This is a genomic window from Alishewanella sp. BS5-314, assembly GCF_025377695.1.
GTDB lineage: Bacteria > Pseudomonadota > Gammaproteobacteria > Enterobacterales > Alteromonadaceae > Alishewanella > Alishewanella aestuarii.
Genome location: NZ_JACEHJ010000002.1, coordinates 1462920 through 1486856, shown reverse-complemented (window position 1 = coordinate 1486856; position 23937 = coordinate 1462920). Strand labels below are relative to the sequence as shown.

Annotated in this window: 25 protein-coding genes; 12 read left to right on the top strand and 13 right to left on the bottom strand. The window is 51.2% G+C overall.

Annotated features, from left to right (window positions below; all coding sequences use genetic code 11):
* Nucleotides 1–11 precede the first annotated feature (11 nt).
* Complete coding sequence (locus H1D31_RS11305; RefSeq protein ID WP_261258648.1) at nt 12–3047, bottom strand: Ig-like domain-containing protein; 3036 nt, start codon at nt 3045–3047, stop codon at nt 12–14.
* Between the two features lie 202 nt (nt 3048–3249).
* Nucleotides 3250–4131 carry a hypothetical protein gene (locus H1D31_RS11300; RefSeq protein WP_261258647.1) on the bottom strand — a complete coding sequence of 294 codons (882 nt, stop codon included), beginning with the start codon at nt 4129–4131 and terminating at the stop codon, nt 3250–3252.
* Between the two features lie 308 nt (nt 4132–4439).
* On the opposite strand from H1D31_RS11300, the gene H1D31_RS11295 reads away from it, so the two are divergent.
* Both H1D31_RS11295 and H1D31_RS11290 read left to right on the top strand, forming a co-directional pair.
* The gene (locus H1D31_RS11295; RefSeq protein WP_261258644.1) at nt 4440–5405 is read left to right on the top strand and encodes a hypothetical protein; all 966 of its coding nucleotides are present in this window, start codon (nt 4440–4442) and stop codon (nt 5403–5405) included.
* Nucleotides 5406–5455: 50 nt separating this feature from the next.
* A complete protein-coding gene (locus tag H1D31_RS11290; protein ID WP_261258642.1) occupies nt 5456–5878 on the top strand; it encodes a hypothetical protein in 423 nt (140 codons plus the stop codon).
* A 72-nt stretch (nt 5879–5950) separates the two neighbouring features.
* Here H1D31_RS11290 and H1D31_RS11285 read toward each other — a convergent pair whose 3' ends face one another.
* On the bottom strand, nt 5951–6862 hold the full coding sequence (locus H1D31_RS11285) for a tetratricopeptide repeat protein (RefSeq protein ID WP_261258640.1): 912 nt from the start codon (nt 6860–6862) through the stop codon (nt 5951–5953).
* A 205-nt stretch (nt 6863–7067) separates the two neighbouring features.
* Here H1D31_RS11285 and H1D31_RS11280 point away from each other — a divergent pair, with 205 nt between their 5' ends.
* Genes H1D31_RS11280 through H1D31_RS11270 form a run of 3 tightly spaced genes read left to right on the top strand, consistent with a single transcriptional unit; the run spans nt 7068 to nt 9901 of the window.
* Nucleotides 7068–7370, top strand: coding sequence for a DUF6172 family protein (locus H1D31_RS11280; RefSeq protein ID WP_261258637.1), 303 nt, complete (start codon nt 7068–7070; stop codon nt 7368–7370).
* A 41-nt stretch (nt 7371–7411) separates the two neighbouring features.
* Complete coding sequence (locus tag H1D31_RS11275) at nt 7412–8677, top strand: DEAD/DEAH box helicase (RefSeq protein WP_261258635.1); 1266 nt, start codon at nt 7412–7414, stop codon at nt 8675–8677.
* A gap of 9 nt (nt 8678–8686) precedes the next feature.
* Nucleotides 8687–9901 (top strand): MFS transporter, encoded by a 1215-nt coding sequence (locus H1D31_RS11270; RefSeq protein ID WP_261258633.1) that lies wholly within the window; start codon nt 8687–8689, stop codon nt 9899–9901.
* A 49-nt stretch (nt 9902–9950) separates the two neighbouring features.
* Here the strand turns inward: H1D31_RS11270 and H1D31_RS11265 are convergent, their stop codons facing one another.
* The 6 genes from H1D31_RS11265 to H1D31_RS11240 all read right to left on the bottom strand — a co-directional run bounded on the left by H1D31_RS11265 (nt 9951) and on the right by H1D31_RS11240 (nt 13650).
* Nucleotides 9951–10265: a type II toxin-antitoxin system RelE/ParE family toxin gene (locus tag H1D31_RS11265; RefSeq protein WP_261258631.1), complete on the bottom strand. Its 315-nt coding sequence runs from the start codon at nt 10263–10265 to the stop codon at nt 9951–9953.
* The gene (locus H1D31_RS11260) at nt 10266–10511 is read right to left on the bottom strand and encodes a type II toxin-antitoxin system Phd/YefM family antitoxin (protein ID WP_008951575.1); all 246 of its coding nucleotides are present in this window, start codon (nt 10509–10511) and stop codon (nt 10266–10268) included.
* A 97-nt stretch (nt 10512–10608) separates the two neighbouring features.
* Nucleotides 10609–11301, bottom strand: coding sequence for a LiaF domain-containing protein (locus H1D31_RS11255; RefSeq protein WP_231728871.1), 693 nt, complete (start codon nt 11299–11301; stop codon nt 10609–10611).
* A 170-nt stretch (nt 11302–11471) separates the two neighbouring features.
* A complete protein-coding gene (gene wrbA / locus H1D31_RS11250; protein WP_008607715.1) occupies nt 11472–12068 on the bottom strand; it encodes an NAD(P)H:quinone oxidoreductase in 597 nt (198 codons plus the stop codon).
* A gap of 151 nt (nt 12069–12219) precedes the next feature.
* Nucleotides 12220–12639 (bottom strand): AtaL-like protein, encoded by a 420-nt coding sequence (locus H1D31_RS11245; RefSeq protein WP_008984027.1) that lies wholly within the window; start codon nt 12637–12639, stop codon nt 12220–12222.
* A gap of 150 nt (nt 12640–12789) precedes the next feature.
* A complete protein-coding gene (locus H1D31_RS11240; protein WP_261258620.1) occupies nt 12790–13650 on the bottom strand; it encodes an EamA family transporter in 861 nt (286 codons plus the stop codon).
* 259 nt (nt 13651–13909) lie between these two features.
* On the opposite strand from H1D31_RS11240, the gene H1D31_RS11235 reads away from it, so the two are divergent.
* On the top strand, nt 13910–14773 hold the full coding sequence (locus H1D31_RS11235) for a LysR family transcriptional regulator (RefSeq protein ID WP_261258617.1): 864 nt from the start codon (nt 13910–13912) through the stop codon (nt 14771–14773).
* 20 nt (nt 14774–14793) lie between these two features.
* On the opposite strand, the gene H1D31_RS11230 is transcribed toward H1D31_RS11235, so the two are convergent.
* Together H1D31_RS11230 and H1D31_RS11225 are read right to left on the bottom strand one after the other, a co-directional pair.
* Nucleotides 14794–16014 (bottom strand): GGDEF domain-containing protein, encoded by a 1221-nt coding sequence (locus H1D31_RS11230; RefSeq protein ID WP_261258614.1) that lies wholly within the window; start codon nt 16012–16014, stop codon nt 14794–14796.
* Between the two features lie 120 nt (nt 16015–16134).
* Entirely contained in the window at nt 16135–16401 is a 267-nt protein-coding gene (locus tag H1D31_RS11225) for a hypothetical protein (protein ID WP_261258611.1), read from the bottom strand.
* Between the two features lie 112 nt (nt 16402–16513).
* Between H1D31_RS11225 and H1D31_RS11220 the strand changes: the two genes are divergently transcribed.
* The 5 genes from H1D31_RS11220 (at nt 16514) to H1D31_RS11200 (ending at nt 20518) form a co-directional block, all read left to right on the top strand.
* Entirely contained in the window at nt 16514–17524 is a 1011-nt protein-coding gene (locus tag H1D31_RS11220; RefSeq protein WP_261258609.1) for a GlxA family transcriptional regulator, read from the top strand.
* Between the two features lie 51 nt (nt 17525–17575).
* The gene (locus tag H1D31_RS11215; RefSeq protein ID WP_008951584.1) at nt 17576–18142 is read left to right on the top strand and encodes a GNAT family N-acetyltransferase; all 567 of its coding nucleotides are present in this window, start codon (nt 17576–17578) and stop codon (nt 18140–18142) included.
* A gap of 39 nt (nt 18143–18181) precedes the next feature.
* Nucleotides 18182–18622 carry a VOC family protein gene (locus H1D31_RS11210; RefSeq protein ID WP_261258607.1) on the top strand — a complete coding sequence of 147 codons (441 nt, stop codon included), beginning with the start codon at nt 18182–18184 and terminating at the stop codon, nt 18620–18622.
* Nucleotides 18623–18766: 144 nt separating this feature from the next.
* A complete protein-coding gene (locus tag H1D31_RS11205; RefSeq protein ID WP_261258605.1) occupies nt 18767–19561 on the top strand; it encodes a hypothetical protein in 795 nt (264 codons plus the stop codon).
* 234 nt (nt 19562–19795) lie between these two features.
* A complete protein-coding gene (locus H1D31_RS11200; RefSeq protein WP_261258603.1) occupies nt 19796–20518 on the top strand; it encodes a PEP-CTERM sorting domain-containing protein in 723 nt (240 codons plus the stop codon).
* A gap of 53 nt (nt 20519–20571) precedes the next feature.
* Here H1D31_RS11200 and H1D31_RS11195 read toward each other — a convergent pair whose 3' ends face one another.
* On the bottom strand, nt 20572–21456 hold the full coding sequence (locus H1D31_RS11195) for a LysR family transcriptional regulator (protein ID WP_008607729.1): 885 nt from the start codon (nt 21454–21456) through the stop codon (nt 20572–20574).
* Between the two features lie 88 nt (nt 21457–21544).
* On the opposite strand from H1D31_RS11195, the gene H1D31_RS11190 reads away from it, so the two are divergent.
* Nucleotides 21545–21865 (top strand): DMT family transporter, encoded by a 321-nt coding sequence (locus tag H1D31_RS11190; protein WP_008607730.1) that lies wholly within the window; start codon nt 21545–21547, stop codon nt 21863–21865.
* A gap of 57 nt (nt 21866–21922) precedes the next feature.
* On the opposite strand, the gene H1D31_RS11185 is transcribed toward H1D31_RS11190, so the two are convergent.
* Nucleotides 21923–23722: a diguanylate cyclase gene (locus H1D31_RS11185; protein WP_261258600.1), complete on the bottom strand. Its 1800-nt coding sequence runs from the start codon at nt 23720–23722 to the stop codon at nt 21923–21925.
* Nucleotides 23723–23937: the final 215 nt, after the last annotated feature.

Sequence of the window (23937 nt, the reverse complement as noted above, 5' to 3'; positions counted from 1 at the left end):
GTCACCAACCATTACTGCGGCTTATTAACCAGATTGGCGTCCAGCGTGACCTGCTCGGTCACTGAGAACAAACGGCCAGTGACTTCAGCACCAGTGCCCAGATTGATTTGAGGCCAGGCAAAAACGTTACCGGCAAAGCGCGTATTAGTGCCCAGCACAGTGGTGCCTCCAGTACGCCAGTAAACATTGCTGGCCCGAGCGCCACCTATTAACTCAACGTTACCGCCTGGTGCGCCTGTGCTTAGAGTCCCGGCAATTACCAGAATAAATACCGAATCCGGGTCGCCCTGAGCGTCCAGAGTCAGGTTGCCCTGCTGAATAATCACATTGCCGGTATTCCGATAAACACCGCGGGTCAGTACTAAACCACCCAACTCTGCAGGTAGTGTTTGAGACGCTGCTAGCGGATTAGGATCTGCGGCTAAAAAGGTCGCAGCGATACCTAAGTCGGTTCTAACCTGGTTAATAAAAGCGACCATTGAGGCATAGGGTGCCGGCACGACGTAAGGTGGCGTTGTGTCATCCGGCGCATAAGATAAGCCATTGCTCAGTTCAGTAAACTGACCAGCGACATTACCCGGAGTAAAACCGGCATAAGCAGTACGTGCTAAATCAAGGATCGCCAGATCACCGTTACTCAGGGCGGAGCCGCTGGTTGTGGTTATGGCCTGACTCGCTAACATAATAAAACGGGATAGCTCGCCCATTGCCGGCGCTTGCGGGTTATTGGCTAAAGCGGCATTAACCGTCAGTACGGCACTGTCCTGCACTGAACCCAAGGTTGCCGTGATATCCGCAGAGCCGGCAGAAAGTGCGGTTACCAGACCGCTAGTTGCCTGATGATTGCTGTTCAGAACCGCGACACCGGTATCACTGGAAGTCCAAACCACATTGTCGTTTATTGTCTCAGTGCTGCCATCACTGAAAATACCGGTTGCGGTAAACATCTGGTTGTCATTAACGCGCACAGTGGCAGTGGTGGGGCTTACTGCTATAGCGGTTAAGCTGGCGGTGGTAACGGTAAGCAGGGTACTACCCTCAACCCCTGCCAAACGGGCGGTGATAAGTGAGCTGCCTGCTGACACCCCTCTGGCTTGACCACTATCAGGCTGTTGGCTGGCATTCATAGCAGCGACGCTGACTGTACCGGAAGCCCAGCTGGCAGCCGTAGTCAAATCGGCAGTGCTACCATCACTGTAACTGCCTATTGCATTAAACTGGCGGTTGAAGCCTGCCGCTACACTGGGGTTTAACGGTGTCACACTAATTCCGGTTAAGCTGGCATTGGTGACTGTCAGGCTGGCAGTACCTAATTTGCCATCGAGTGTTGCTCTGATTTGTACGTCACCTGGCGCAAGGCCGGTGACTAAGCCACTATTTGTATTGCCATTAGCATTAAGGGTGGCGAGCTGGATGTTGGACGATGCCCAAATCACGCTGCGGCTAATGTCCAGCGTTGAACCATCAGAATATAGGCCCGTAGCGGTAAACTGTCTGGTTAAACCTGCTACTACCGTTGAGCTGACAGGAGTAATGCTGATGGAACTTAAGGTGGCGCTGGTAACGGTCAGATTTGTCTGCGCGCCCACTGCACCTAAGTTAGCCTGAACTTGTACTGCACCGCTCGTGACAGCTGTAAATAAGCCACTGTCACTGGCTAAATTGGCATTAGGCATAGCGATGGCGTTATCTGAAGAGGTCCAGTTAACCATGGTTGTCAGATTTTCAGATGAGCCATCAGCGTAAACGCCGGTCGCGATATATTGCCGACTTTGACCGGCAACCAGGCTGCTATTCGCGGGTGTGATCAACATGCTGCTTAAGCTTGCTGCTGTAACCGTTAAATTTGCCGCGCCAGAGAGTTCGCCGAAGCTGGCGCTAATTTGCGCGTTACCCTGCGTCTGTGCGGTAGCCAAACCGCTGTTGGGATTACCATTTGGGTTCATAACGGCGATAGCTGTATCGCTGGAGGCCCAAATCGCGGTGCGACTGACGTCAAAAGCGCTGCCATCGTTATAATTTGCTGTCGCCACAAACCGGCGTGATAAACCGGCAGCGACACTACTATTCGCTGGTGTCACCACCACACTACTTAAACTCACCGCACTAACCGTCAAGGTCGTTTCGGTTGAAATTGCAGCTAAGCTAGCACTGATCTGGCTTGTACCTGCACTGATGGCTGTCGCAACACCGTGCATTGCATCGGCAGGTGCGGTCGCCGGGAGGTTACCTATTGTAGCGACTTCGCTGTCACTGGAAGCCCAGCTAACCTCAGCACTGATATTTTGCGAGGTGCCATCAGAATAAATGCCAGTGGCAGTAAAGAGGCGACTTACACCAACATATAGACTGCTATTTTCTGGGGATAATTGAATTGACAGTAAAGTGGCATTCGTCACTGTAAAGCTCGTCGACGCGGACAGCTCACCCATGGTTGCGCTAATTTCTGTGCTGCCCGGGAGCAGGGCGCTAACCCAGCCGCTGTTGTCAGTTTGATTGGCGGCGAGTACAGCTACAGCCAGATTACTGGATTGCCAGTTTACGTCCCGGCTGATGTTTTCCGTACTGCCATCAGAGTAGATGCCGGTAGCGGTAAATTGTTGGCTTAATCCTGCGGCAATACTTGATTCCAGGGGAGCGATAGTCAAACCGACTAAGACGGCATCCGTCACGGTGAGTAAGCTGCTGGCTGTCTTACCGGCGAAAGCTGCACTGATCACTGAGCTGCCTGGTTGTAATGTCTGTACTAATCCACTGTTATCGACAGTGGCAACAGCGGGGGTGGCTGAGTTCCAGCTTACCTGACTGCTGATATCTATCGAGGTACCATTGGCGTAAATACCCAGGGCGGTAAAGGGTTGGCTTAAACCTGCAGCCACACTGGGATTTTGGGATGACACCGATATTGACGTTAACCCCTGAATTGGATCAACGCCAAGCACAGGATCCTTTTTCTCGGCGTTACAGCCAGCCAGTAGGGTCAGTAGTAACAAGGCAAATAAGCCCTTACTAGTGTGACCGAGCAACTTAGAATAATATTTTCTCATGATCTTTCCTTGCTTAGCTTTATGCACCGGCAAAAGCTGTTGTAACCTGCAATGCTTTTAGCACGAGGCAAAATAAGCAGTCTGTGTGATGCCACACTTAGGCTGATTTAAGGATTACAGTCGCGGAACCAGGGCATAAGCGCCTGGTCCGGTTAGGCGGGCAAACAAGATTAGAGAACAGCTTGATAACGGGTGATAGCGTCTATATTGTCGCCATTTTTTTTACCGGCTCCGGCATTGGCCGGCTAACAAACCAGCGGCCCAGCTGCCACAGCAAATACATGGATAACAGCGGAAACAGCAAGGTTTTCAGGCTGTATACCACGATTAGCTGGATCAGCTTTTCTACCATATTGTCGGAGAAGCTGCGCATCGCGCCCAGCATATCAGTGGCTTTGGCGGCCATTTGCCGCAGCCAGCTAACTGAGCCATCCTCTGTATTGCTAATTGGCTGATCAATTTGTTGCAAAGCAGCCGTTTCTTGGTTAAGTGCCGCTTCGGCGGCTTCGCGTTGTGGCGTAAGTACCCAATCCGACAGTCCGGCCACACCATAAGCCGCCAGAGGAATACCGATACGGATAATCAGCAACAGCGCTACAAAAAGCCGCAGCAGATAGCGGCAACTGTTGCGCCAGCTGGCTGGCCCGCATAACAGCAATGCTGCCGAGGCCAGGATGCCGCTACCAAAGAGTGGCAAGGCGGCCAGCTGACCAAAGTGCAGTAAAAATAACTGCAACCCGACCGAGGTCATCGCAATCACCATCACATCCGAGTAGCGCACTGCCATATCCTGCAGTGGCTTTAATAGTTGGCCCGGTTTTACGCTGGCAACACCGACGCCAACCTCGGCTTCGGAAACAAAAGCGATACCGCGGTCAATCAACCGCGCAGTGGCAAAGGACGCACTGCTTAGCAGCAAACTTTGTTGTAAAGCCTGCTCGGCTTTATGATCCAGTGGCGCCAGGGCCGGGTTTATTAACCGCTGTTGCAGCACACCGCTATAGATCCCGGCAGCTAACGTCAACAGGCAGAGCAGGAGCAGTACTAGCCGCTGCCAGGTACTGAGTTTGCTGAAAAAACGCATGCTGTTCTCCGCTAAATACACTTTGGCTCAGTATTCACGATATCAGGGCTGAGATAAAGCCGTTGGCGCCACAGCAGCTGAAGTTCGCTGAGAGAGATTAACGGCAGACGGCAAATCTGCCGTGCTGCAGAGCCTTGCCAGGATTTCTGCCCGGGTATGGTTAACCTAAAAAAGCGTAATATTTCATTAAAAAAACATGGCTGCTTATTTTGTTTTACAGCTTTTCCCGGTTGTAGTAAGGTCTGGCCGATCAGCGTTAATGGCAGTTAACGCTGTGGATTGGGAACTTTTATAAATAAGGAGCTGTGATGACTATGTTACGGACACTTTCCCGTCTGCCTTCACCAAAATTCGATCAACAGTTGGCCACCGGTGACACTCACCTTGACCAGTATCTGCAGGCTCTGGACGCTGAGTTGGTGGGGGCCAAAACGGTACGTAACCAAACTTTGGCTGCAGTTCGGGAACAGCTAATCGCACAAAAAACGAGCTTAATTGCAGATGGCACGGAGGCAACAACTGCCAGTTTGGCCGCAGTAGAGCAGCTCGGCCCGGCAGCAGCACGAGGTCAAGCTCAGCGTCAGGAGCGTCGTGCATTTTACGTTAATATGATGCTGAGCACCGGGCTGCCTTATGCGGTATTTATGACGCTTTTTAGCTTTAGCTCGGAGACAACGCAGGAAAGCTCATGGTCCGGATATATAGCGATGTTTATGTTTTATTTTTTGTTTTTCGGCAATGTTATGGCTGCTTATTTAACCTTTGGTCAGGCACCGGCAAAAACAACACAACGTATCGAGTCCCTTGAGCCGGGTGAGACATTAGAGGTTTTCTCGCCGCCCGCCAGTAAAGCTGCCGCCGCAATTTTGATGCTATTGATGCTGTTTGTCGGTAGTGCCGCTTTGCTTGGGATATTTAATATAGGCTTTATGGCGAGTACCCATCTTGCTGTCAATCTGTTTATGGTTTATATCGCCTGTACCGGGATCCTCGGCGCAACCATAGTAAACAACCGGCTGTTGGTACAAGGAGATACCTTGATCAAGCAAAGCTTATTCTCCAGGCAGGTAATTCCGCTTACGCGGTTAGTGGCCGTTGAGCCAGCCCCTGGCTGGCAAGCCTGGTTTCGGATTGGTTTTGGCCAGCGTTATATTTTGCATTTTAGCGATGCCGGCGGCGGCAGTATTAAATCCTCGCTGATATTAAATCATGAAATGTACAATAGTGAGCAGTTACTGACCTTGTTACAGCAGAAAGTTAAACAAGTTAGCTGATTATTTTTGTTGGGTAAGCTGATGTTGGGAGTTTTTAAGGGAGGGGTATTTTGGCAGGAATCGATTTTAGTCGTTACAGCGTAGAAGAGCTGCGCCAGGCACAGGAAAGTATCGACGCTGCACAATATCCGGAAAATTATGCCCGCTTAATGGCTGAACTGGCTAAACCGGAGCGGCAGCAACAAGAGCAGGCAGAGTCGCGCGCAAAAGAGATAGCCTCTCAGGATGTGAAAAGAACCTTAATACGGATCTTTGTAGCCCTTGTTGGTAGCGTGACGCTTTTTAGTGCTTTTACGTCTTATGGTGAGGGGGTAATCACAGGGAAACATGGTAGGGTTATTGTAAAGCTGGCAGACAACCCGGTGGGATTTTATTTTGGTATTGTTATTTTGGTTAGTGGAGGGCTCTATCTGTTGTATACAGGGCTTACCGGCAAAGGCTTAGAAAAGAATATCAAGAGCGACATAAAATAAGCGTTTTAACTAAGCCAACTAACCGCCATGTATTAGCCTGTCCGGTTTTATTAAAGTAGCTCCAGCGCTATGCTACTGGCCCCTATCCAGCGCAGTGGCAAGCTGCTGATAAATTTGTCGGTGGCCTGGTCCAAGCTGCTCTGGGATAACTTGTTGCAGATAAGTTCGGGCCTGTGCGGGTTGCTGTAGTTGCAGGCTGATTTCGGATAAGCGCAGCAAATGGATCTGATGTTGCACGCGGTGTTCTGCGGCAGCGGTAAACTGCAGCGAGTCCTGATACAGCTGCAGCGCTTCCTGCAGCTGACCTAATAGCTGCCTGGTGCGCGCTAAATTACCCATAGCAACAATAATCTTATTATGATGACCAAGCGCACTGGCGGCGGTTAAGGCTTCGCTGCGGTAGGCCGCGGCGGCTGCCAGATCGCCACGCTGATGGGCGACTAATGCCAGATTGGAATTAAGCTCAAAGCTAAACTGGGGATCCTTACTTTTTTGATATCGCGACTGTGCCACCTGCAGCAGTTGCCCGGCCTGTTCAAGATCACCCAATGAATAGTGTAAATTTGCCAGCTCGACCAGTCGCAGCGGATTACCAAAGGCATGGTAAACCTCTTCCAGCATCGCGAGTGCCAGCTTGGCGTAGTGTTTTGCTTCGTCACGCTGTTCGAAATAAAACAGGGTTTTCGCGTAATAAAAGTACAGTTGTACCCTTAATACTTCGGGTAGATTGGGCTGTTGTAATAGCTGTTCGGCTTCGGTGTTTAATTGCCGGAACTGATGTTTATCAAACAGGTAGTTAAGCTGATAAGCCTTAACTCGATACCAGGCAGAGCTATAAGGCGTTAATGCCGTTAGTTGTTGCTGCAGATAGTCGCCACAGTTTTGCGCTGCCACAGGCGCGCAGAATTGCGCATGGTCGCTTAGATTTTCTGAAGCGTTAACCGAAAAGGTCAGGCATACCACAACAAAGAGAGCATGGCGCATATAAAACCTACTGCAGGATAGATGTCCAAGGTAGTGAGTTATCACTATGCCCGCCGCTCTTCAGACCGTCAATGCTCGTCAGCAATTAACCGGCGTTAAGACGTGAACGAAAGAATAGGGCAGTTATCTTGGTCACTTAAAGGTATAATAGCGGTTTATTCGCGCGCGCAAGCTGTTGCGTAGTAGCCACCCCCTAGGATTTGTGATGAAAAAGACCTTTGCCTTAACCCACCCCAAGCTGCAACCAGCGCGTTTAGTTGACGCCATTAAACACGAAATTCGCAAATATCTGGCGCGTGAGCGGCGAAAAGCGGTACCTGCAGATAAAGATTATTGGACCTTTGATTGTCGCTTTGGCGCCTCAGAAGCGGAAGCAAAGCCGATGTTCACCTCAGAAATCAACCAACATATCGATGCTGCGGCTGCGCAGCAGTGGCCACAGTTTTATATTGAAATTCTGGCCCGTGCCTGTAATCACAAGCTACGCCCGGATAGCGATCTTGAGTAAGCTTCACTTTTAAACTGCAGCCAGGCTGCAGAGGAACTTCTATGCAATTTTCAGCTTTAAATTTGGCACCAGACTTACTGCGCGGTTTAACGGCGTGCGGCTTTAGCGAGCTAACGCCTGTGCAGGCGCAAGCCATAGTGCCAGCGCGGCGCGGTAAGGATTTACAGGTTACCGCCCAAACCGGTACCGGTAAAACCGCTGCCTTTGCGATTCCGCTGTTACAACGCTTGCTTGATGCCGCTAAACCCGCGCTTGCATGCCGGCCGCGTGCCTTAATTTTAACGCCGACCCGGGAATTAGCAGAGCAGATCGCCAATGCGATCAGCAGCTATGCGCAATTTTTGCCTTTAAAAGTTACCGCCATTTACGGTGGGGTAAAAATGGGCGGCCAGGCCAGTAAATTACAGGCCGGCCTTGATATTCTGGTCAGTACGCCGGGGCGTTTAATTGAGCATATGGCGCTGGGTAATGCCATCTTAAGTGATGTCGAGTTCGTGGTATTGGACGAAGCCGACCGCATGCTGGATATGGGCTTTAGTACCGATGTGTTGAAGTTATTACAGATGACCCCGGCTGCCCGGCAAACCCTGTTGTTCTCCGCGACCACCTCGCCGGCGGTAAATGAGCTATCGCATAAGATCCTGAAAAACCACCAGCAGATCCGGGTGGCCAAAACCAACAGCACTGCCGATACCGTTGAGCACGTCGTGTATCCGGTAGAAGAAAGCCGGAAAATCGAGCTGTTTGAACAGCTGCTGGCCGAACAAAACTGGTTCCAGGTGCTGGTATTTACCAGTACCAAAGAGCAGGCTGACCGCCTGTTGGCAGATTTGCAAAAAGCCAAGATCAACGCCGCGGTGTGTCATGCCGATAAAAGCCAGGGCAGCAGAAGGCGTGCTATTGCCGATTTTAAATCGGCCAAGCTGCAGGTGCTGATTGCCACTGAGGTTGCGGCGCGCGGTCTGGATATTCAGGGGCTGGACTATGTGGTGAATTTTAATCTGCCGTATTTACCGGAAGATTATGTCCATCGCATTGGCCGTACCGGCCGCGCCGGCGCTAAGGGGCAGGCCATTTCCTTTGTCAGCCGTGAAGAAGAGCAAAACTTAGAGCGTATTCAAAAGCTGATTGGCAGTACTATTCCCCGTGTGGTCAAACCCGGCTTTGAAGTCAGTAACCGCGCCAGCTTGCTAAAAAATATCTCATGTAAGGTGCTGGGCAGCCGCTCGAATAAGGCTACTGCCACCAGTATTGAGATCCGTAAGCCGGCAGCCAAGCCTAAAGCCAAAGTTAAAAAAGCGCGCTAAGCCATGACCATGACCACCTCACCAATAGCAAGTATCAGCCCGGCGGCAACGCCAGCCTTACTGGTATTGCCAGTGGTGGGGGCGGTCAGTTTTGTCCATCTGCTGAATGATCTGATCCAGGCCATCCTGCCAGCCATTTATCCGATGCTAAAGCAAGACTATGCGCTGAGTTTTACCCAAATTGGTTTAATCACGCTGATTTTTCAGCTTACGGCGTCGTTACTGCAGCCAGCGGTTGGACTTTACACCGATAAGCATCCCAAACCTTTTTTACTGCCGCTGGGGATGCTGTTTACGTTGCTGGGTTTGGTACTGCTTAGTGTGGTCGGCAGTTTTCCACTGTTATTACTGGCTTCTGCGATGATTGGCTTGGGATCGTCAACCTTTCACCCGGAAGCATCACGGGTAGCCCGGATGGCCTCGGGAGGGCGGTACGGCTTTGCGCAGGGGCTGTTTCAGGTTGGTGGTAATGCCGGCTCTGCGCTGGGGCCGCTGCTGGCGGCCATTATTATTATGCCGCGGGGGCAGGGTAGTATTGGCTGGTTTTGCTTGTTTGCCATCGTCGGAATTATGGTATTGCTGCGGGTGAGCCGTTGGGTGGTCAGCTCTAATGCCCGCTTGCAACTGCGCGCGGCAGCGACAACGGGTAATGGCTTAACGACGCGGCAAACCCGGCGCGCGCTGCTGGTCCTGGCGCTGCTGGTATTTTCTAAATATGTGTATATGACCTGCCTGAGTAATTTCTACACCTTTTATCTGATTGAAAACTTTGCGGTATCGGTTGCCGCGTCGCAGTTGTATTTATTTCTGTTTTTGGCGGCGGTGGCAGTAGGTACGGTGCTGGGCGGGCCGATCGGCGATAAAATTGGCCGCAAGCCGGTGATTTGGGTATCGATTTTGGGTGCCGCACCGCTGGCCTTACTGCTGCCGTACAGCAATTTAGCGGGTGTTGCTATCTTAACGGTATTGATTGGCCTGATTATGTCGTCAGCCTTTTCGGCTATTATCGTTTTTGCTCAGGAGTTGATGCCAGCCAAAATCGGTATGATTTCCGGTGTATTCTACGGCATGATGTTTGGCATCAGTGGCATTGCCGCAGCTTTGCTCGGCATGCTGGCCGATGCCAGCAGTATCAGCACCATCTTTAAGCTGTGTGCCTGGTTTCCGCTACTGGGGATGCTGGCGTTTTGGTTACCCAGGATCCCACGGGCGACTCGTCACTGAAGGATAGTTTTATATCGCTGGTAACCTTGTTGCTGACGGGGAAGTTTTGCTAGTTTGTCAGGCGCGTTTCCAAGTGAGGCTTTGGCAGCATGGATTCTCCTAACACGGCAAAAACGGTAATGTATTCTGGGTAAGCCAGATAATAAATAACATGACTCTTTACCGGGAAGCTGTATGCGTTAATTTTGATATCTGGCCTCGCTTTGCCGAGACGCGGTTGCTCCGCCAGTAGTTCTGTTGCCTGCTTGATGGTGTGTAAATAGCTTTTTGCCTGTAAAGGTCCCCACTGCTCCAGAGAGTAGCGCTTGATTTCGGCTAAATCAGCCCTGGCAGATAGCGTAAATTTTGCTTTTGCGGCGGCCAACTAAAGATCCTGCAACAGCTCAGCAAAGACGGTATCCACATCTGCCAGCTCAGTAGCTTGTTCAGCCTCTGCCGCTCTGAGTCTGAGTAATTCCAGTTTAATCTTATCAATAGCGTCGTATTCAGCCATAGAGATTACCACCGCGACAGCTTTACCATTACGACTGATCTGAACTGGCTCACGTTGAGCTTTAAGTAATAGCTCGCCAAAATGCTTTTTAGCGTTGTCTGCAGTTAAGCGTTCCATCCTTACCTCTCAAAACGTTCGTTTCGAACGGTTCAGATGATACGCTTTGCAAAAGCTCTTGCCAATTTTTATTGATACTGTGGTATGCGCGGTATTATCAGCTTTTGGTTAATCCCAGTGCTGAGCGGATTGAGTTGGCAAATTCGGTAAAGCGTTCCTGTAAGGTGCGTTTTACACTGATACTGACCGAGCCCAGTACTGAGACACCTTCAACCCGGATAAAGTGTGTTTTGGCTTGCCCCGGACCGCCGCTGCTGACGTTATTGCTGCTGGAAGACGCGATATTGTTCACATCGCTAATTACTGCAACGTGTTCAGGTACCTTGATCGTGACGCTGCCCAGCCAGTTTTGCACTTTTATTGTTAGCTGCGTATGGTCAAACTGCGCTTCAGAAAAATCCAGCTCAACCGAGGAGAGCGCATTAATGATGGTCAGATGTTGTGGTACCCGCCATGGGCCACTGCGCTCATCACTGCTTAATACTGAAACCAGACGATCGCAGTCGGTCGGCTCGCTTTGCTGGTGCGCCTGATTATGGCGACCCGGCGAGTTAAAATTTTGTGCCCACATAGCGCGGTATTTGGCATCGGGTAATAAGGTAAGGTCAGCAACCTGTTCGGCCAAGAGCAGGTGATCATCAGAATTGGTGGCAATGTCCAGCCGCCGTTCAAAGGCTTGCTCTGAAATAACACCATGGCTGTAGTTCATAATCAGTTGGTCAATCACCTCTTCCCTGATTTGAGCAACAGGCCGGTCTTGCAGTTTTACGCCTGTGGTATCAATTGCCATCTCGCTATCCTTTTGCTGGTTGCTGCCGGAGCCGGCACACAGTACTGATCGAATAACTATCAGCATGGCGCAATTTTAACCGTTCGAACAGGAGAAAATTGTAAGCGATTTTAACAGCCAGAAAACATCGGCCTTCTGGCTGTGGTCTACTGCCGGGTAGTTCGCGCCTGTCAGGTAAGCTTTAGCGCCAGCGTTGCAACATGCCGCCCCTGAAAGCGCGCCATATTCAACTCTTTTGGCGAGGGCGCGCGTTTCCCATCTGCCCCGGCTATACAGGCAGCACCCAGTGGTGAGCCCCCTTTAAGCTCTGAAATATCGGCCAACTCCGGACAGCTGTAAGGCAAGCCAACGATAATCATGCCATGGTGCAATAGCGTGGTATGAAAGGACTGCACTGTGGTTTCGTTGCCACCACCGGTGCCGGTAGAGGTAAAAACGCTGCCAATTTTGCCAATCAGTTTGCCTTGTGCCCAAAGCCCACCGGTTTGATCAAGGAAATTGCGCATTTGCGAGGCCATATTGCCAAAGCGGGTTGGGGTGCCGAAGATGATCGCATCGTAATCGGCCAGCTCAGCAGGCTTAGCTATTGCGGCTGCCTGATCCAGCTTCACACCGGCTGATTTCGCCACTTCAGGGGGCATCAGTTCCGCCACCCGTTTAATATCCACCTGCACGCCACTAACTTGTCGGGCGCCTTCGGCAACCGCATTCGCCATGGTCTCGACATGGCCGTATGATGAGTAGTACAGCACCAGTAGTTTTTTCATAAGGTCCTCATAAGTATTAATGGCATCAAGCAGTTTAAGGTTCTGCCACAGGCCGCTGTTATCACGCCTTTGGCGCCCGGAGCCGTGCCGGTGGCAGTCTGAGCAGGTGCGCTGTCAGCGATAAGCTTAGCTGCAATAGCCACCGCTTGCCTTATGACTCTGCCAATTGTTTGGCATGTAACACGGCATTTTTAATGGTCTCTTGCCAAAAACTGTCGGGCTGCGCTGCTGATTTACCCGGTTTCAGCGTCCAATTCAGGGTGTAATCAAGATAAACGCCGTCGTCTTCTTCAAAGATGGTATTAGTGACAAAGCCGCTATACACCTCATCCTGATAAGATTTAAAAATCACCGTCAGGGTTAGCGGTTCGGCCACAATCAGCTCTCTGATCACTTTGCCCTGTGCCGTCTCCATTTCCCGTTCAATGCAATTGGCACTGTGTTCCCGTAGTATTGCGACCCGGACTATCCCGGGTACGTATTTGTCAGGACGCCGCATTTTATCTAGCATCATGTCCCAGAGTTTATTCGCACTTGCATGCACCTTTACCCGATAGTTCACTAATGGCATAGCGGCCTCCACTGTTGGTTCTGCTACTAAGCTTAGAGGGTGTGACCGCCGTGCACTAGCGCGAGATCTGAAACAGCTGCGTTTCAAAATAGCTAGCTATAGGATAGGGCGTTTGCCCGGGCGTCCGGGGCAAACTCTGTTGCACCCAGTTTAGGAGCTGGTTTTGCGCTGTTGACTGAACCAGACACTGCCCAGTACCACCACAATACCAAGGATTTGCGGTACCGACAGGGCTTGCCCTAGGATCAGCCAACCCAGCATTACGGCACTTAGCGGGCTTAAAAAACCCAAAGGTGCCACCAGATTGGGGCTTAGCCGGGCAATGCCACGAAACCAGATAATGTAGGTAAAGGCGGCACCCAGCAGCCCCAGATATAAAAAACCGGCGATATTGACCAGTGTCAGGGACGGCAGAGCTGGCTCGAAAAACCATGCCGCAGGCACTAACAGAATGCCGCCAGCCGTGAGTTGCCAGCTGGTAAAGGTCAGGGTGTTGACCGCCGGTTGCCAGCGCCGGCTCAAGACAGTGCCCAAAGCCATGGCAACGGCACTGCCGATCCCGGCTGCAATGCCCACAGGATCAAGTTTAGCCGCCGGTGTCAGAATCAGCAGGGCGACCCCGAGCATGCCGGCCACGGCAGCGATTAGTGCGCTGGTGTGAATCTTGGTGCCCAGTAATCCTCTGGATAAGACGATAACAAACAAAAACTGCATTGCCCCCAGGGTTGCTGCCACGCCTCCGGGCAAGCGGTACGCCGCGATAAATAATAACCACCAGAACACTGAGAAATTCAGGGCACCGAGCAGAAAAACCCGGCCCAGCCAGTGTCTGTCGGGAAGTTGCCGCACCAACAGTAACAGCAGGATACCGGCCGGTAAGGCCCTTAGCATTGACGTGGTAAGCGGGTAGCCCAGTGGCAACATCTCGGTGGTGATCAGATAAGTGCTGCCCCAGATCACTGGTGCCAGGCCAGTGATCAGCACGTCACGGGCGTTGCTTTCACGGTTCATTGGTTAGTCCTGTGGCTATTATTGCGCTCAGATTATCCTGTTGTCTGCTGTGTCACTAGTACTAAAATTGGCCGGGCGCTGTTTCGTTTTTACACGCTATCCATTACCGTCGTGGCCTGCTCCGCCGTGGATCGGCAAGTTAAACGGCGAGCCAGAATAGTTAGCGTTATAGCTGGGTTTAAGATCTAAGCTGAACTATGCTGTGTAACGGTAATGCCCGCTGCCGGGCACGTTTTACCAGCCTGAAGATGAGCTAGTCATGGATTTAAATGCGACCCGATATTTCGTAAAGATCGTGCAAATGGGCAGTATTTCTGCCGCAGCCAGGGTACTGAATTTGCCAAAGGCAACCCTAAGCCGGCAATTATCAGCTTTGGAGCAGCGACTTGGCAACCGGCTACTAAACCGCTCCACCCGGGCGTTGTCGCTAACCGATTTGGGGCAGGAATACTATGCCAGCGTTGTCAGCTTAATTGACGAATTTGAGCTGGCAGAGCAGAGCTTGCTGCAGCAACATGCCGAGCCTGCAGGCCTGATCCGGATTGGTGCCACCACTGGCTACTGTCAGCATCGGATTACGCCGCTGCTACCGGGCTTTCTTACTGCGTATCCCAGGGTCCGGATTGAATTAAAGCTAAGTGAGCAACGCAGCCACGTTGTGCAGGATGGGCTCGATCTTACCATCAGAATGGGGGAGTTGGCTGACTCTGAATTGTTGTGCCGTAAAATTGGTACTGTCAGACGGATCCTCTGTGCTGCCCCCGCTTATCTTGCAAAATCGGAAACGCTGGTCACTCCGGACGATCTGAGACGGCAGCAATGTGTGGTATTGTCTGCCGCGCTGGATAAATGGCAGTTTGAGAATAATATTTCGGTCAGCGTAAATTGGCAGATCGCAGCCGGTAATATGTCTAACGCCTGTCAGTTAGTGCTGGCTGGGCAAGGGATAGGGTTGCTACCTGATTTTATGGTGGCGGAATATCTTGCCACAGGGCAACTGCTCAGCTTATTGCCGGATTATCCGGCCAGCCAGACGCCGGTGCATGTGCTGTATGCCAATAGTAAGGCTAAAACGACCGCCGCTATGGCTTTTGTTGATTATCTGGTATCAGCGCTGCGTTGAAACGCTGTGGCTGCGGGTTTCTATAACTCTGTTTTCATTGACACTGCGGCATCACCATTGGCAGCAGTAGCATTCTCCATTTGTTTGGTGACAGTGTATACGCTATAGCCACTCTTCCCACGCTGCTTCACCTGATACATCGCCTGATCGGCATGGGCTAGCAATTCGGCTAAACTGGTGCCTTGCGCCGGGCAGATACTGACACCAATACTGGCTCCAAGCTGATATACCTTGTTACCCAGCTCAACTGGTTGTTTTAAGATCGTCAGTAGTTTATCGGCTAGCTTGTGGAGTTGCTCTGACTGATCCAGCTGGGTAGCAATCACCACAAACTCATCGCCACCGATCCGGGCGCAGATATCGGTGCTGCGCACCGAGCGCCTTAACCGGTTAGCTACCTCCAGTAGTACCTTATCGCCGGTTTGATGGCCATACAGGTCATTGATCGGTTTAAAGTTATCCAGATCGATATAGTAAATCGCTACAAACTGGTGCGGCCGGGTGGCCAGCAGCAGAGCCTTATCAAACAGCATATCCATATAACGCTTATTATTGAGTCCGGTTAGCGGATCCTGATAGGCCAGCTCCAGCGCCTGGCTTTCGGCATCAGATAAACGCTGATAAAACAGTGCAAATACTGCCAGTAGCAAGCTCAGATATAACGCCATCGTCAGAATGGTGCCAAGCACAAAGCCTAATACCCGCCACCAGGACAGTGTTAACACAAAGGGAAAAGTCGCCCAATGCAGTGCCAGTACCAAGGCGATACCCGAGGTAAAAAGCAGGGCTTGTTTAGGGACTGCCTGGCGGTGTTGAAAGCAGCTGTAGGCAACGTAGCTTAAACAGCCCAGATTAAACAGCGCAAAGACGATCATCGGACCTAATTGCGGTCGTTGTAACAAGCTGAACAGGACTAACAGGCCAAATAGCAGGCTGGCGGGACCAACGAAAACAACGGTAGGTAGCGGTAATTGCAAAAAACGTTTCAGGCCATGAATTAGAAATATTTTTTCCAGAATAATAAAGCCGGCATACCAGACAAAGGTATCGATAAAAAGCAACGCCGGCAAGCTCAGCAGTAGTTGAAGTCGGGCCAGACACATCGCAGCCAGCGCCAGGGCCCAAAACCCGGCTCCCGGATTGGTGCGCGGTACCCGCGAGCAAATCAGAAATAACAACAGCAGCAGTAGATACAAGGCACTGCCAGCAATATGCACAACCTGATACCAAGCCATATCCATCTTTGCCTGTCACCCGCTGCTGTCAGCACCCGCGGTGCCGGCTAATACAGCATTGCCGGAGTTAGTATCTAAATACTATAGTGCAGCCCGTTGCAGTTTGCCACCCGGCATCCAGCGCCTTTAGTGCTGAGGGTGCGCGCGAGTATTTAACTGCACTCTGGCTGGGGTTGGCTGTGCCTGCGACTTCACACTGAACGTTCGACGGGGGCGTGCTTGGCGCTGCTCCAGCAACTTGCCGACGCCAAAGGCCGTGCTAAGTAATAAAACCGGTATTGCCACCAGATGCATCAGCAGAGACAGCTCAGCAGCAAAGTTGATCCACAAAATCAGCCACCAGTTACCAAGCCAGGCCAGCACAGTGAAAGCCGTTGCAAATTTAGTTTTCATCTTGTTTCCGTCCGTTGTTATGTCTGTAGTTTGCAGTTTACGCCTTGCCAAAGGGGGACCACAGTGTCACTATTGATAAAAATAAGGTGAATAGTGCCAAAGCGGGGTCGGTATGAAACACATCGCCGTATTAGCAACCAATAACAGTATCAGCAGCGATCTCTTTGGTGTGCTGGACTTTTTTGAGTACTGTAATGTGCTGTGGCAATATCAACAGCAACACCAGGCAACGCCTTTGCTGCATTGCTACCTGGTGTCACCGGACGGCACGCCACTGCAACTGAAACAAGGGGTTAGCCTGCCGGTACAACCGCATCGCTGGCAAGAGGCTGATGCCATTATCCTGCCACCGGCTTATGCCTATAACCGTGCGCAACTGACAGCCATTGCCGAGCCATCACGCCCTTATTTAGCGGGCTTGCTTGAGGCGGCACAAAGCGGCAAGTTGATTGCGGCGAATTGCACTGGCACCTTTATTCTGGCCGCAAGCGGTTTACTGGCGCATAAAAGGGCCACGACCAGCTGGTTTTTCAAAGACGCTTTTCAAAGCCTGTATCCGGATGTGTATTTGCAACTGAATAAATTGTTGGTGCAGGATGATAATCTGCTTACGGCCGGTGCCACCACGTCAAATGTAAACCTGTGTCTGGCTATTACCGAGCGACTGGTTGGTGAACACTTTGCCCGGCAAATTGCCAAGGTTATGCTGACCGATCCTAATCGCAGCTCGCAAATTCCCTATATGGATCTCTCAATAGGCCAGCCACATAACGATCAGGTGGTTAAGCAAATACAGGCCCAGCTTAGCAAGCAACTTGCTGAACCCTTCTCACTGGATCTGCTGGCGCAGCAGTTTTATTTAACCAAACGTACTTTGCTGCGGCGGTTTAAACTGGCATTAAACGACACCCCGCTTAATTATTTGCAGCGGCTACGGGTCGAACATGCCAAGCGTTTGCTCGAAACGACCGATCAGGCTATCGAGCAAATTGTTGCTCAGGTGGGTTATGAGGATGTCAGCTCATTTCGGAAGCTCTTTGTCAGCTATACCGAGTTTACGCCGGGGCAGTACCGTCAGAAATTTAGTCAGGAAGGTCATTTCAATTGCTGTCCGGTTAGCTGAATACGCCGAGCGCAGTGCATCAAAAAACCGCTATTTTTTGGAGTAAGCACTATGTTGGTTGTACCTGACTCAGGCCGCCTGAGTTTTGCCTTAATAACCTTAGCTGATGCGGATCTGTTATATCAGGTCGATCAGGATGAGGAGGTCATGCGTTATATTAATGGCGGTAAGCGCAGCACTATGCAAACCATCGTTGCGGTGATGCTGCCGCGACTGGCGTTATATCACAGCCCGGCAGCAGGATTTGGGATCTGGCAAATCCGGCGTCTGGACGATCAGGCCTATCTTGGTTGGGTCTTGATCCGGCCCATGGGGTTTAACACCGAAACGCCCAGTTTAGATACTTTGGAGATCGGCTGGCGGTTACAACGGCCTTATTGGGGGCAAGGTTATGCCAGCGAAGCTGCGTTAGCCATTGCCCGGGCTGTGTTAGCGGATAAGCCGCAAATCCACTATCTTTCTGCTATTGCAATGCCGGATAATGCCGGCTCTATCGGTGTGATGAAAAAGCTTGGCATGCAGTTTATCAAAACCTTTTTGCATCGCGATGCCCTTGGTGACGTGGACGCGGTGCTGTATCGTGTCCACCGTTCGGCGTTGCCGCAGCTAAGTTGCTAGCCCTCGGTTTCATCTTTAACGTATTTTCAGGAAGTGTTAATGACAGCGGAATTCCAGCAGCAGATCGCCAGTATCGCCTTATTGGTTGCCGACTATGATGAGGCTATCGCGTTCTATACGCAAAAGCTCGGCTTTAGCTTGCTCGAGGACACCCCTCTTGGCGGCGGTAAACGGTGGGTACGGGTTGCACCAGGCACTGCCGGTACGGCCTTGCTGCTCGCCAGGGCCAGTACGCCGGCACAATTGCAGCAGGTGGGTGATCAAGCCGCGGGCCGGGTATTTTTGTTTTTACAAACCAAGGATTTTTGGCGCGATTATCGGCAAATGCAGGCAAAGGGGGTACATTTTCACGAAGCCCCACGCGAAGAGGCCTATGGCACTGTGGTTGTGTTCTCTGATCTCTATGGCAATAAATGGGATCTGCTGCAACTGAACGCGGTTTCGGCACCCGACGTTGCCGATACAGGCCCGGCCGATTAGATAAACAGCTAAAGAATTAAGCCACCGCGCCGATATGCTGATACGCCAGGTTAAAAGCAGGGGCGCTCAGTGCAAGTACCGGCCGCTCTATCGTCACGACTAAGTTTTTCTCCGATTGTCAGCACAACCGCTGCCGGGCGAGCTTTGCCTGCTGCTGCAGTACTGCCTGACAGCAATGTTGAGCAGAGCGCCGTGGTGCCGCAACTGAGTTTGGCCAGCCGGCTTAACCAGGCTAAAGATAACGCCGCAGCGCCGGCTCAGCAGTTGTCGGACGAGCGTAAAACTCAGGCGCGCGAGCGCATCGCTGACATCAAAAAAAGACTGCATGAATTAAAGCGTTTGTTGGCATTGTTTGGCGAGCGGGCGGCAAAACCGTTATTGCAGCAGGTGCAACATTTAAGCCGGGAGCTGGCCAGTGCAGCCAAAGATCTCAGAGCAGACAGTAACGACCCGCTTTCGGCTTTACCCAAAATGTCGCTCAATAGTGCTGAGCAGCCGACACTAAGCTCAGGCACAGTAGCGATAAGCCAGCCAAGCGCCGCATCGTCAGTTGCAGTCATGGCGCAAGAGCCCACTATTAACACTGTCTCAGCTGACTCAGACAGCGAAGAAACACAGCCTATCAACTCAGGATCCCACGAGCCGCAATCGTTGGGGGTAGCCGGGCCTGCGGAACTTGCTGCCTGGCTGCAACGTGAAGCTCAGGACCCGGTGAAGCAACAAAGGCAAGCCGACAAGCAGCAACTGGACGAGGTGGTTATTGAACTTGGCAGCTTTTTCCGGCTGCTAAGCTTAATACTTGAGCGGCAGCGGCAGGAGCCGCAGGTGCAAAAACAGCAACAGCAGATAGCCGACGATTTGGAACTTACTGCCAGTATTGCTCGCGAATTGGGTTGTGCTGGCAATACCGTTCAGCTTCGGCTCCACATAACGGTATGACCTAATATTTGATACAGCCGAGATTTATCCTGCCGATTGTCAGTTTTTCTTACATAAAAATCTTAATGCAAGCACTTTAAACGCCTGATTTTTCATTAATCAATTGTTTTTAAATGGCATTTTGCCAATGGCTTAATTCGTGCATGCGATGTGGTTCTACGTACTATGCTGAAAGCCTTTGCGGTCAATTTTTAGTACTCGAATAGTAATACTTAATCGGAATAGGTGTTCGTGATGAAAAAGTTCTACTCTGTTATTTTGTCAGCCGCAATGTGTTTTAGCATGTCAGCGAATGCAGCGATTATCGCGGTTTTCGGTAATAACTCAAATTTAAGCGTTACCAGCTTTTTGACCGCTAATGGTCACACCGTAACCAATTTTGGTATTGCTGCTCCTACGGCAGCACAACTTGCTGGTGTTAATGCAGTAATAGCATTACGTGCAGATGGTAATGATGCAGTAAGAGATTTTGTATTGGCAGGAGGCCTGCTAATTACTGAGTGGTCTGCTGCAGAATGGGCACTGGATATCGCAAATTTACTGAATGCTGATGGTGGCACTAATAGCTTTATTGGAAGTAATACGCCTGTCACTCTGACAGCTGCAGGACTCGCATTAAACCTTGGTATGGGCTTACCTAACCCATACAGCGACGGGCCAAGAACGGAATTTCAATGGACACTGAGCAACATTGGTGCCGGAGTGGATATTCTTGCAACTATTCCCGGCAACACACCGGCAATTATTGGTGGACAGTCTGGTTCTGGTTATACCCTAATTAACTCCTTGGATTGGGCTGATTCTTTTCCGGAATCTGCAAGCGCAAGTGGGACTTGGTTACTTAATGCTTTGAACTTAGTTCGGAGTGAACCTAACCCAGTACCTGCACCTGCGACACTGGTTTTATTGCTGATCGGCTTGGTAGGTATTACTGCGGCCCGTAGCAACAAGAAATAACGTAAATCGCGCCCTGCTTCATCAGGGCGCTGTTGTAGCTGACGGCTGTATCCCTAAATTGTGGAATACAGCCGTTTTAACTGCTCGATCAAAAAGCTGACTACAGGGCCATGCTGGGCACCGCGACGGAAGACCAGATCAACCGGGACTGACCAGCTAACATGGTCAAAACTCACCGGCAGGGCGTGCAGCTGGCCGTTAGTCAGTTGTGCCGCCACCATAAAGCGTGGCAGATAAGCCCAACCAACATTACGGTTAACCAGCGCCAACACCTTGCTATAGCTGGAGCACCACCAGGTTTTACTGGCAATACTCAGTAACAGCTGCGACTCGCGCTGCGCTCTGCCACGCACAGCAATCTGCCGGTGTGGTAGCAGATCTGTCAGGGAAACGCGGTTTAGCGCCGCCAGGGCATGTTCCGGATGACAGACCGCAATATAGTCGATGTGTCCGACATAGCAGAAGTCGATAGGCTTAATAGCCTCAATCTCGGAAAACATCATGCCCAAATCAAGGTTGCCCGCGGCAACCTCCAGCGCAATATCGGTCGAAGGCAACGACAGCAGCTCCAGCTCGACACTGGGAAACTGCAACTCTACCTGCTTGAGCACATCAAATACCTGAGGTAGCAACAAGCCATCATCCGCTGCGACGGTCAGTCGGGTTTCCTGCTGCTGATATATCGACTTGGCAGTATTTTCCAACTCGTTCGCCTGCACCAGTAAACCGCGGGCTAAGCGCAATAAATGCTCACCGGCGGGCGTGAGTCTGGGGTGGCGGCTGGAGCGGTCAAACAGTTCAACATTTAAATCCAGCTCCAGCGTGCTGATACTGTGACTTATTGCGGATTGCACCTTGCCCAGTTTTCTGGCGCAGGCAGAAAAGGAACCCTCATCGGCCGCACAAACAAAGATCCGTAATTGTTCCAAACTAAACATATGAAAATAATCGATGGTATCTAACTTTGTTCTTGCAGATTAACTGATAGTATTGCCGGCCTCAACTAAAACAAACGGAGGCGAGGGCATGTTAAGTTGGCTTTATCTACTGCTGGCCGGGGTTACTGAAATTGGCTGGCCAGTTGGGCTAAAACTGGCACAACAAGGGCAATATAAATTTACCGGCATTGCGATTGCGGTCGCCTTTATGGCGCTAAGTGGTACCTTGTTATTCCTGGCGCAGCGCACTATTCCGCTTGGCACTGCCTATGCGGTATGGACCGGTATCGGCGCGGCTGGCACCTTTTTGATTGGTGTCTGGTTTTTTGGGGATGCCAGCTCGCTGCTACGCTATATTGGGGTGATGCTGATTATCAGTGGGGTAGTGGTATTAAAGTTAGCCAGTTAAGATCAGAGCCGGCGTTTGATATGGTACCGGGCGGAGATGATGCCGCCCGGTACGGGGCTAAGGTGAACGTTCCTCAGGTGTAAAGTAGACGACCTGATTTCGCCCCTTAGCTTTAGCCTGATATAAAGCTTGATCGGCTTGCTGCAGTAACTCTTCGGCAGTCTGGACGTTAACGGCACAGCCGGCGATACCAAAGCTGGCACTGATGTTAAACTCAGGCTGCGTCAGCACATTAAAACTGAGTGTGCTAACAGCCTGCCGTAGTTGCTCAGCCAGTGCCAGAATGTCGGCCTCGCTTTCCGCCCTGGCCAGGATCACAAACTCTTCACCGCCCAATCTGGCGAAATAATCGGTTTGCCGCAGCCGGCCGCTAATCAACTGACTAAAGCCTTGCAGTACCTTATCGCCAGCATCGTGACCATATTGGTCGTTAATTTTTTTAAAATAATCAAGATCAATCAGGATCAGATAGAAGGCAAGCCGGTGGTCGCGTTGATACTGACGCCAACATAGCGTGAGGTGCTGCATAAAGGCCCGGCGGTTAGCGATAGTGGTTAACTCATCGGTCATTGCCTGGCTGTTTAGCTTGGCTTGTAATTGCTGCTGCTCTGTGACATCGACTACTGTACCACTTAAGCGCTTTGGCTCACCGTTCAGATCGCGTTCGGTAATAGCCCCCTCTAATTGCTGGTCTCGCCAGCTCCCATCCTGATGTTGTAAGCGCACGATCAGTTTCAACTGCGGTTTTTCGCCGAGCAGATAAGCCTGTACTTCCTGTTGTAGCCTGACTCGATCATCAGCATGGATCAGCGGGTTGAACTCAGGCAGCGGCTGTTTGCGCGGATAAGCGCCATGACCAAGATTTTGCAGCAAATGGGCATTTAGAAATAACATCTTATCGTCCAGCCGCAGATCCCAGATACCGGTTTTGGTCGCGGCGATGGCACGACGCATCAGCTCGGCATTTAAACGTGCTTCGGCAGCACTGACGGATAGGATCAAAGATACTAAGCCCAGGCTGGCCATATAAAGCCAGGTACCCATAGTCGGGTTGGCTAAAGTAGCAAAAATGCCGGCATTCAGATAGACACTATAAATAGCCAGCGATGAAAAGCACAGTACAACCCAGGATGTGACGACCAGATTGGTGCGCATGGCAATCCAGAGCAGGCAAATCATCGGTAGTAAGGTTAAGGCTACGCCAAGGCCGGTTTGGTTAAAGATAAAGACCTCTGCGCTTAGCACCAGCATCAGGCCAAGGGCCAGCAAGTTTTTAAGCTGGAACAGCACGGCGAGCTTTTGACGCTCAAAGATGAGCAAGGCCAGGCCGAAGATTAGCACGCCGGTCAGATCGCCCAAAAACCAGCTACTCCAGGCGGTAACTAAGTCGGCGGCCGGGACCCGGCCAATCCAAATCAGCAGGCTAATGCCAAATAACGCCAAAATAGCAGAGCAAGAGATAATGGCAATGGCGACAAAACGCAGCATATCGGCAACCTGCTCAAGGCGGCGGTCAAAGCCGGTTTTTTCTAGCCAGGCGCAGTGCAGAGCAATAATCAGTGCACTGCCAAGGGCTAAAATAAAAGCCTGTAGTAGAGAGAAATCGGACGCCAGCAATTGCAGACCAAGCCCGCCAATAACAATAGCTGGCCATAAATTAAGCCCCCAACGCAGCAATAGGGCAATGGCTACGCCAATCGGCGGCCAGATCAGGCTAATGCCATAGGAGAGATTCGCCAGTTGAATGCCGACATAGCCCAGCATGGCATAACTTAGTGCAAGAACAACAAAGTGATAGAGTTGGATAACTGATGATGGAGCTTGCAGAAACCGACGAACAGCCAGTTGAAACGACATCTAACCTTTCCTGAAAAGCGACTCCTGATATGCGACATCAACTTAGAGTCCGCGACTATTTTGGTCAAGTGAAATCTGCAGTTTATGTACTGGCGGCTGTAGCGGATGTGAGTACGCAGTGTTAAAAGCCCCGGACAGGCGTGAGAAAGCTGACCAAAGCGATGCTGGCTCAGGTCAGTTTCTTTTAATAAAGTTAATAGCCAATTGTCGCTAAG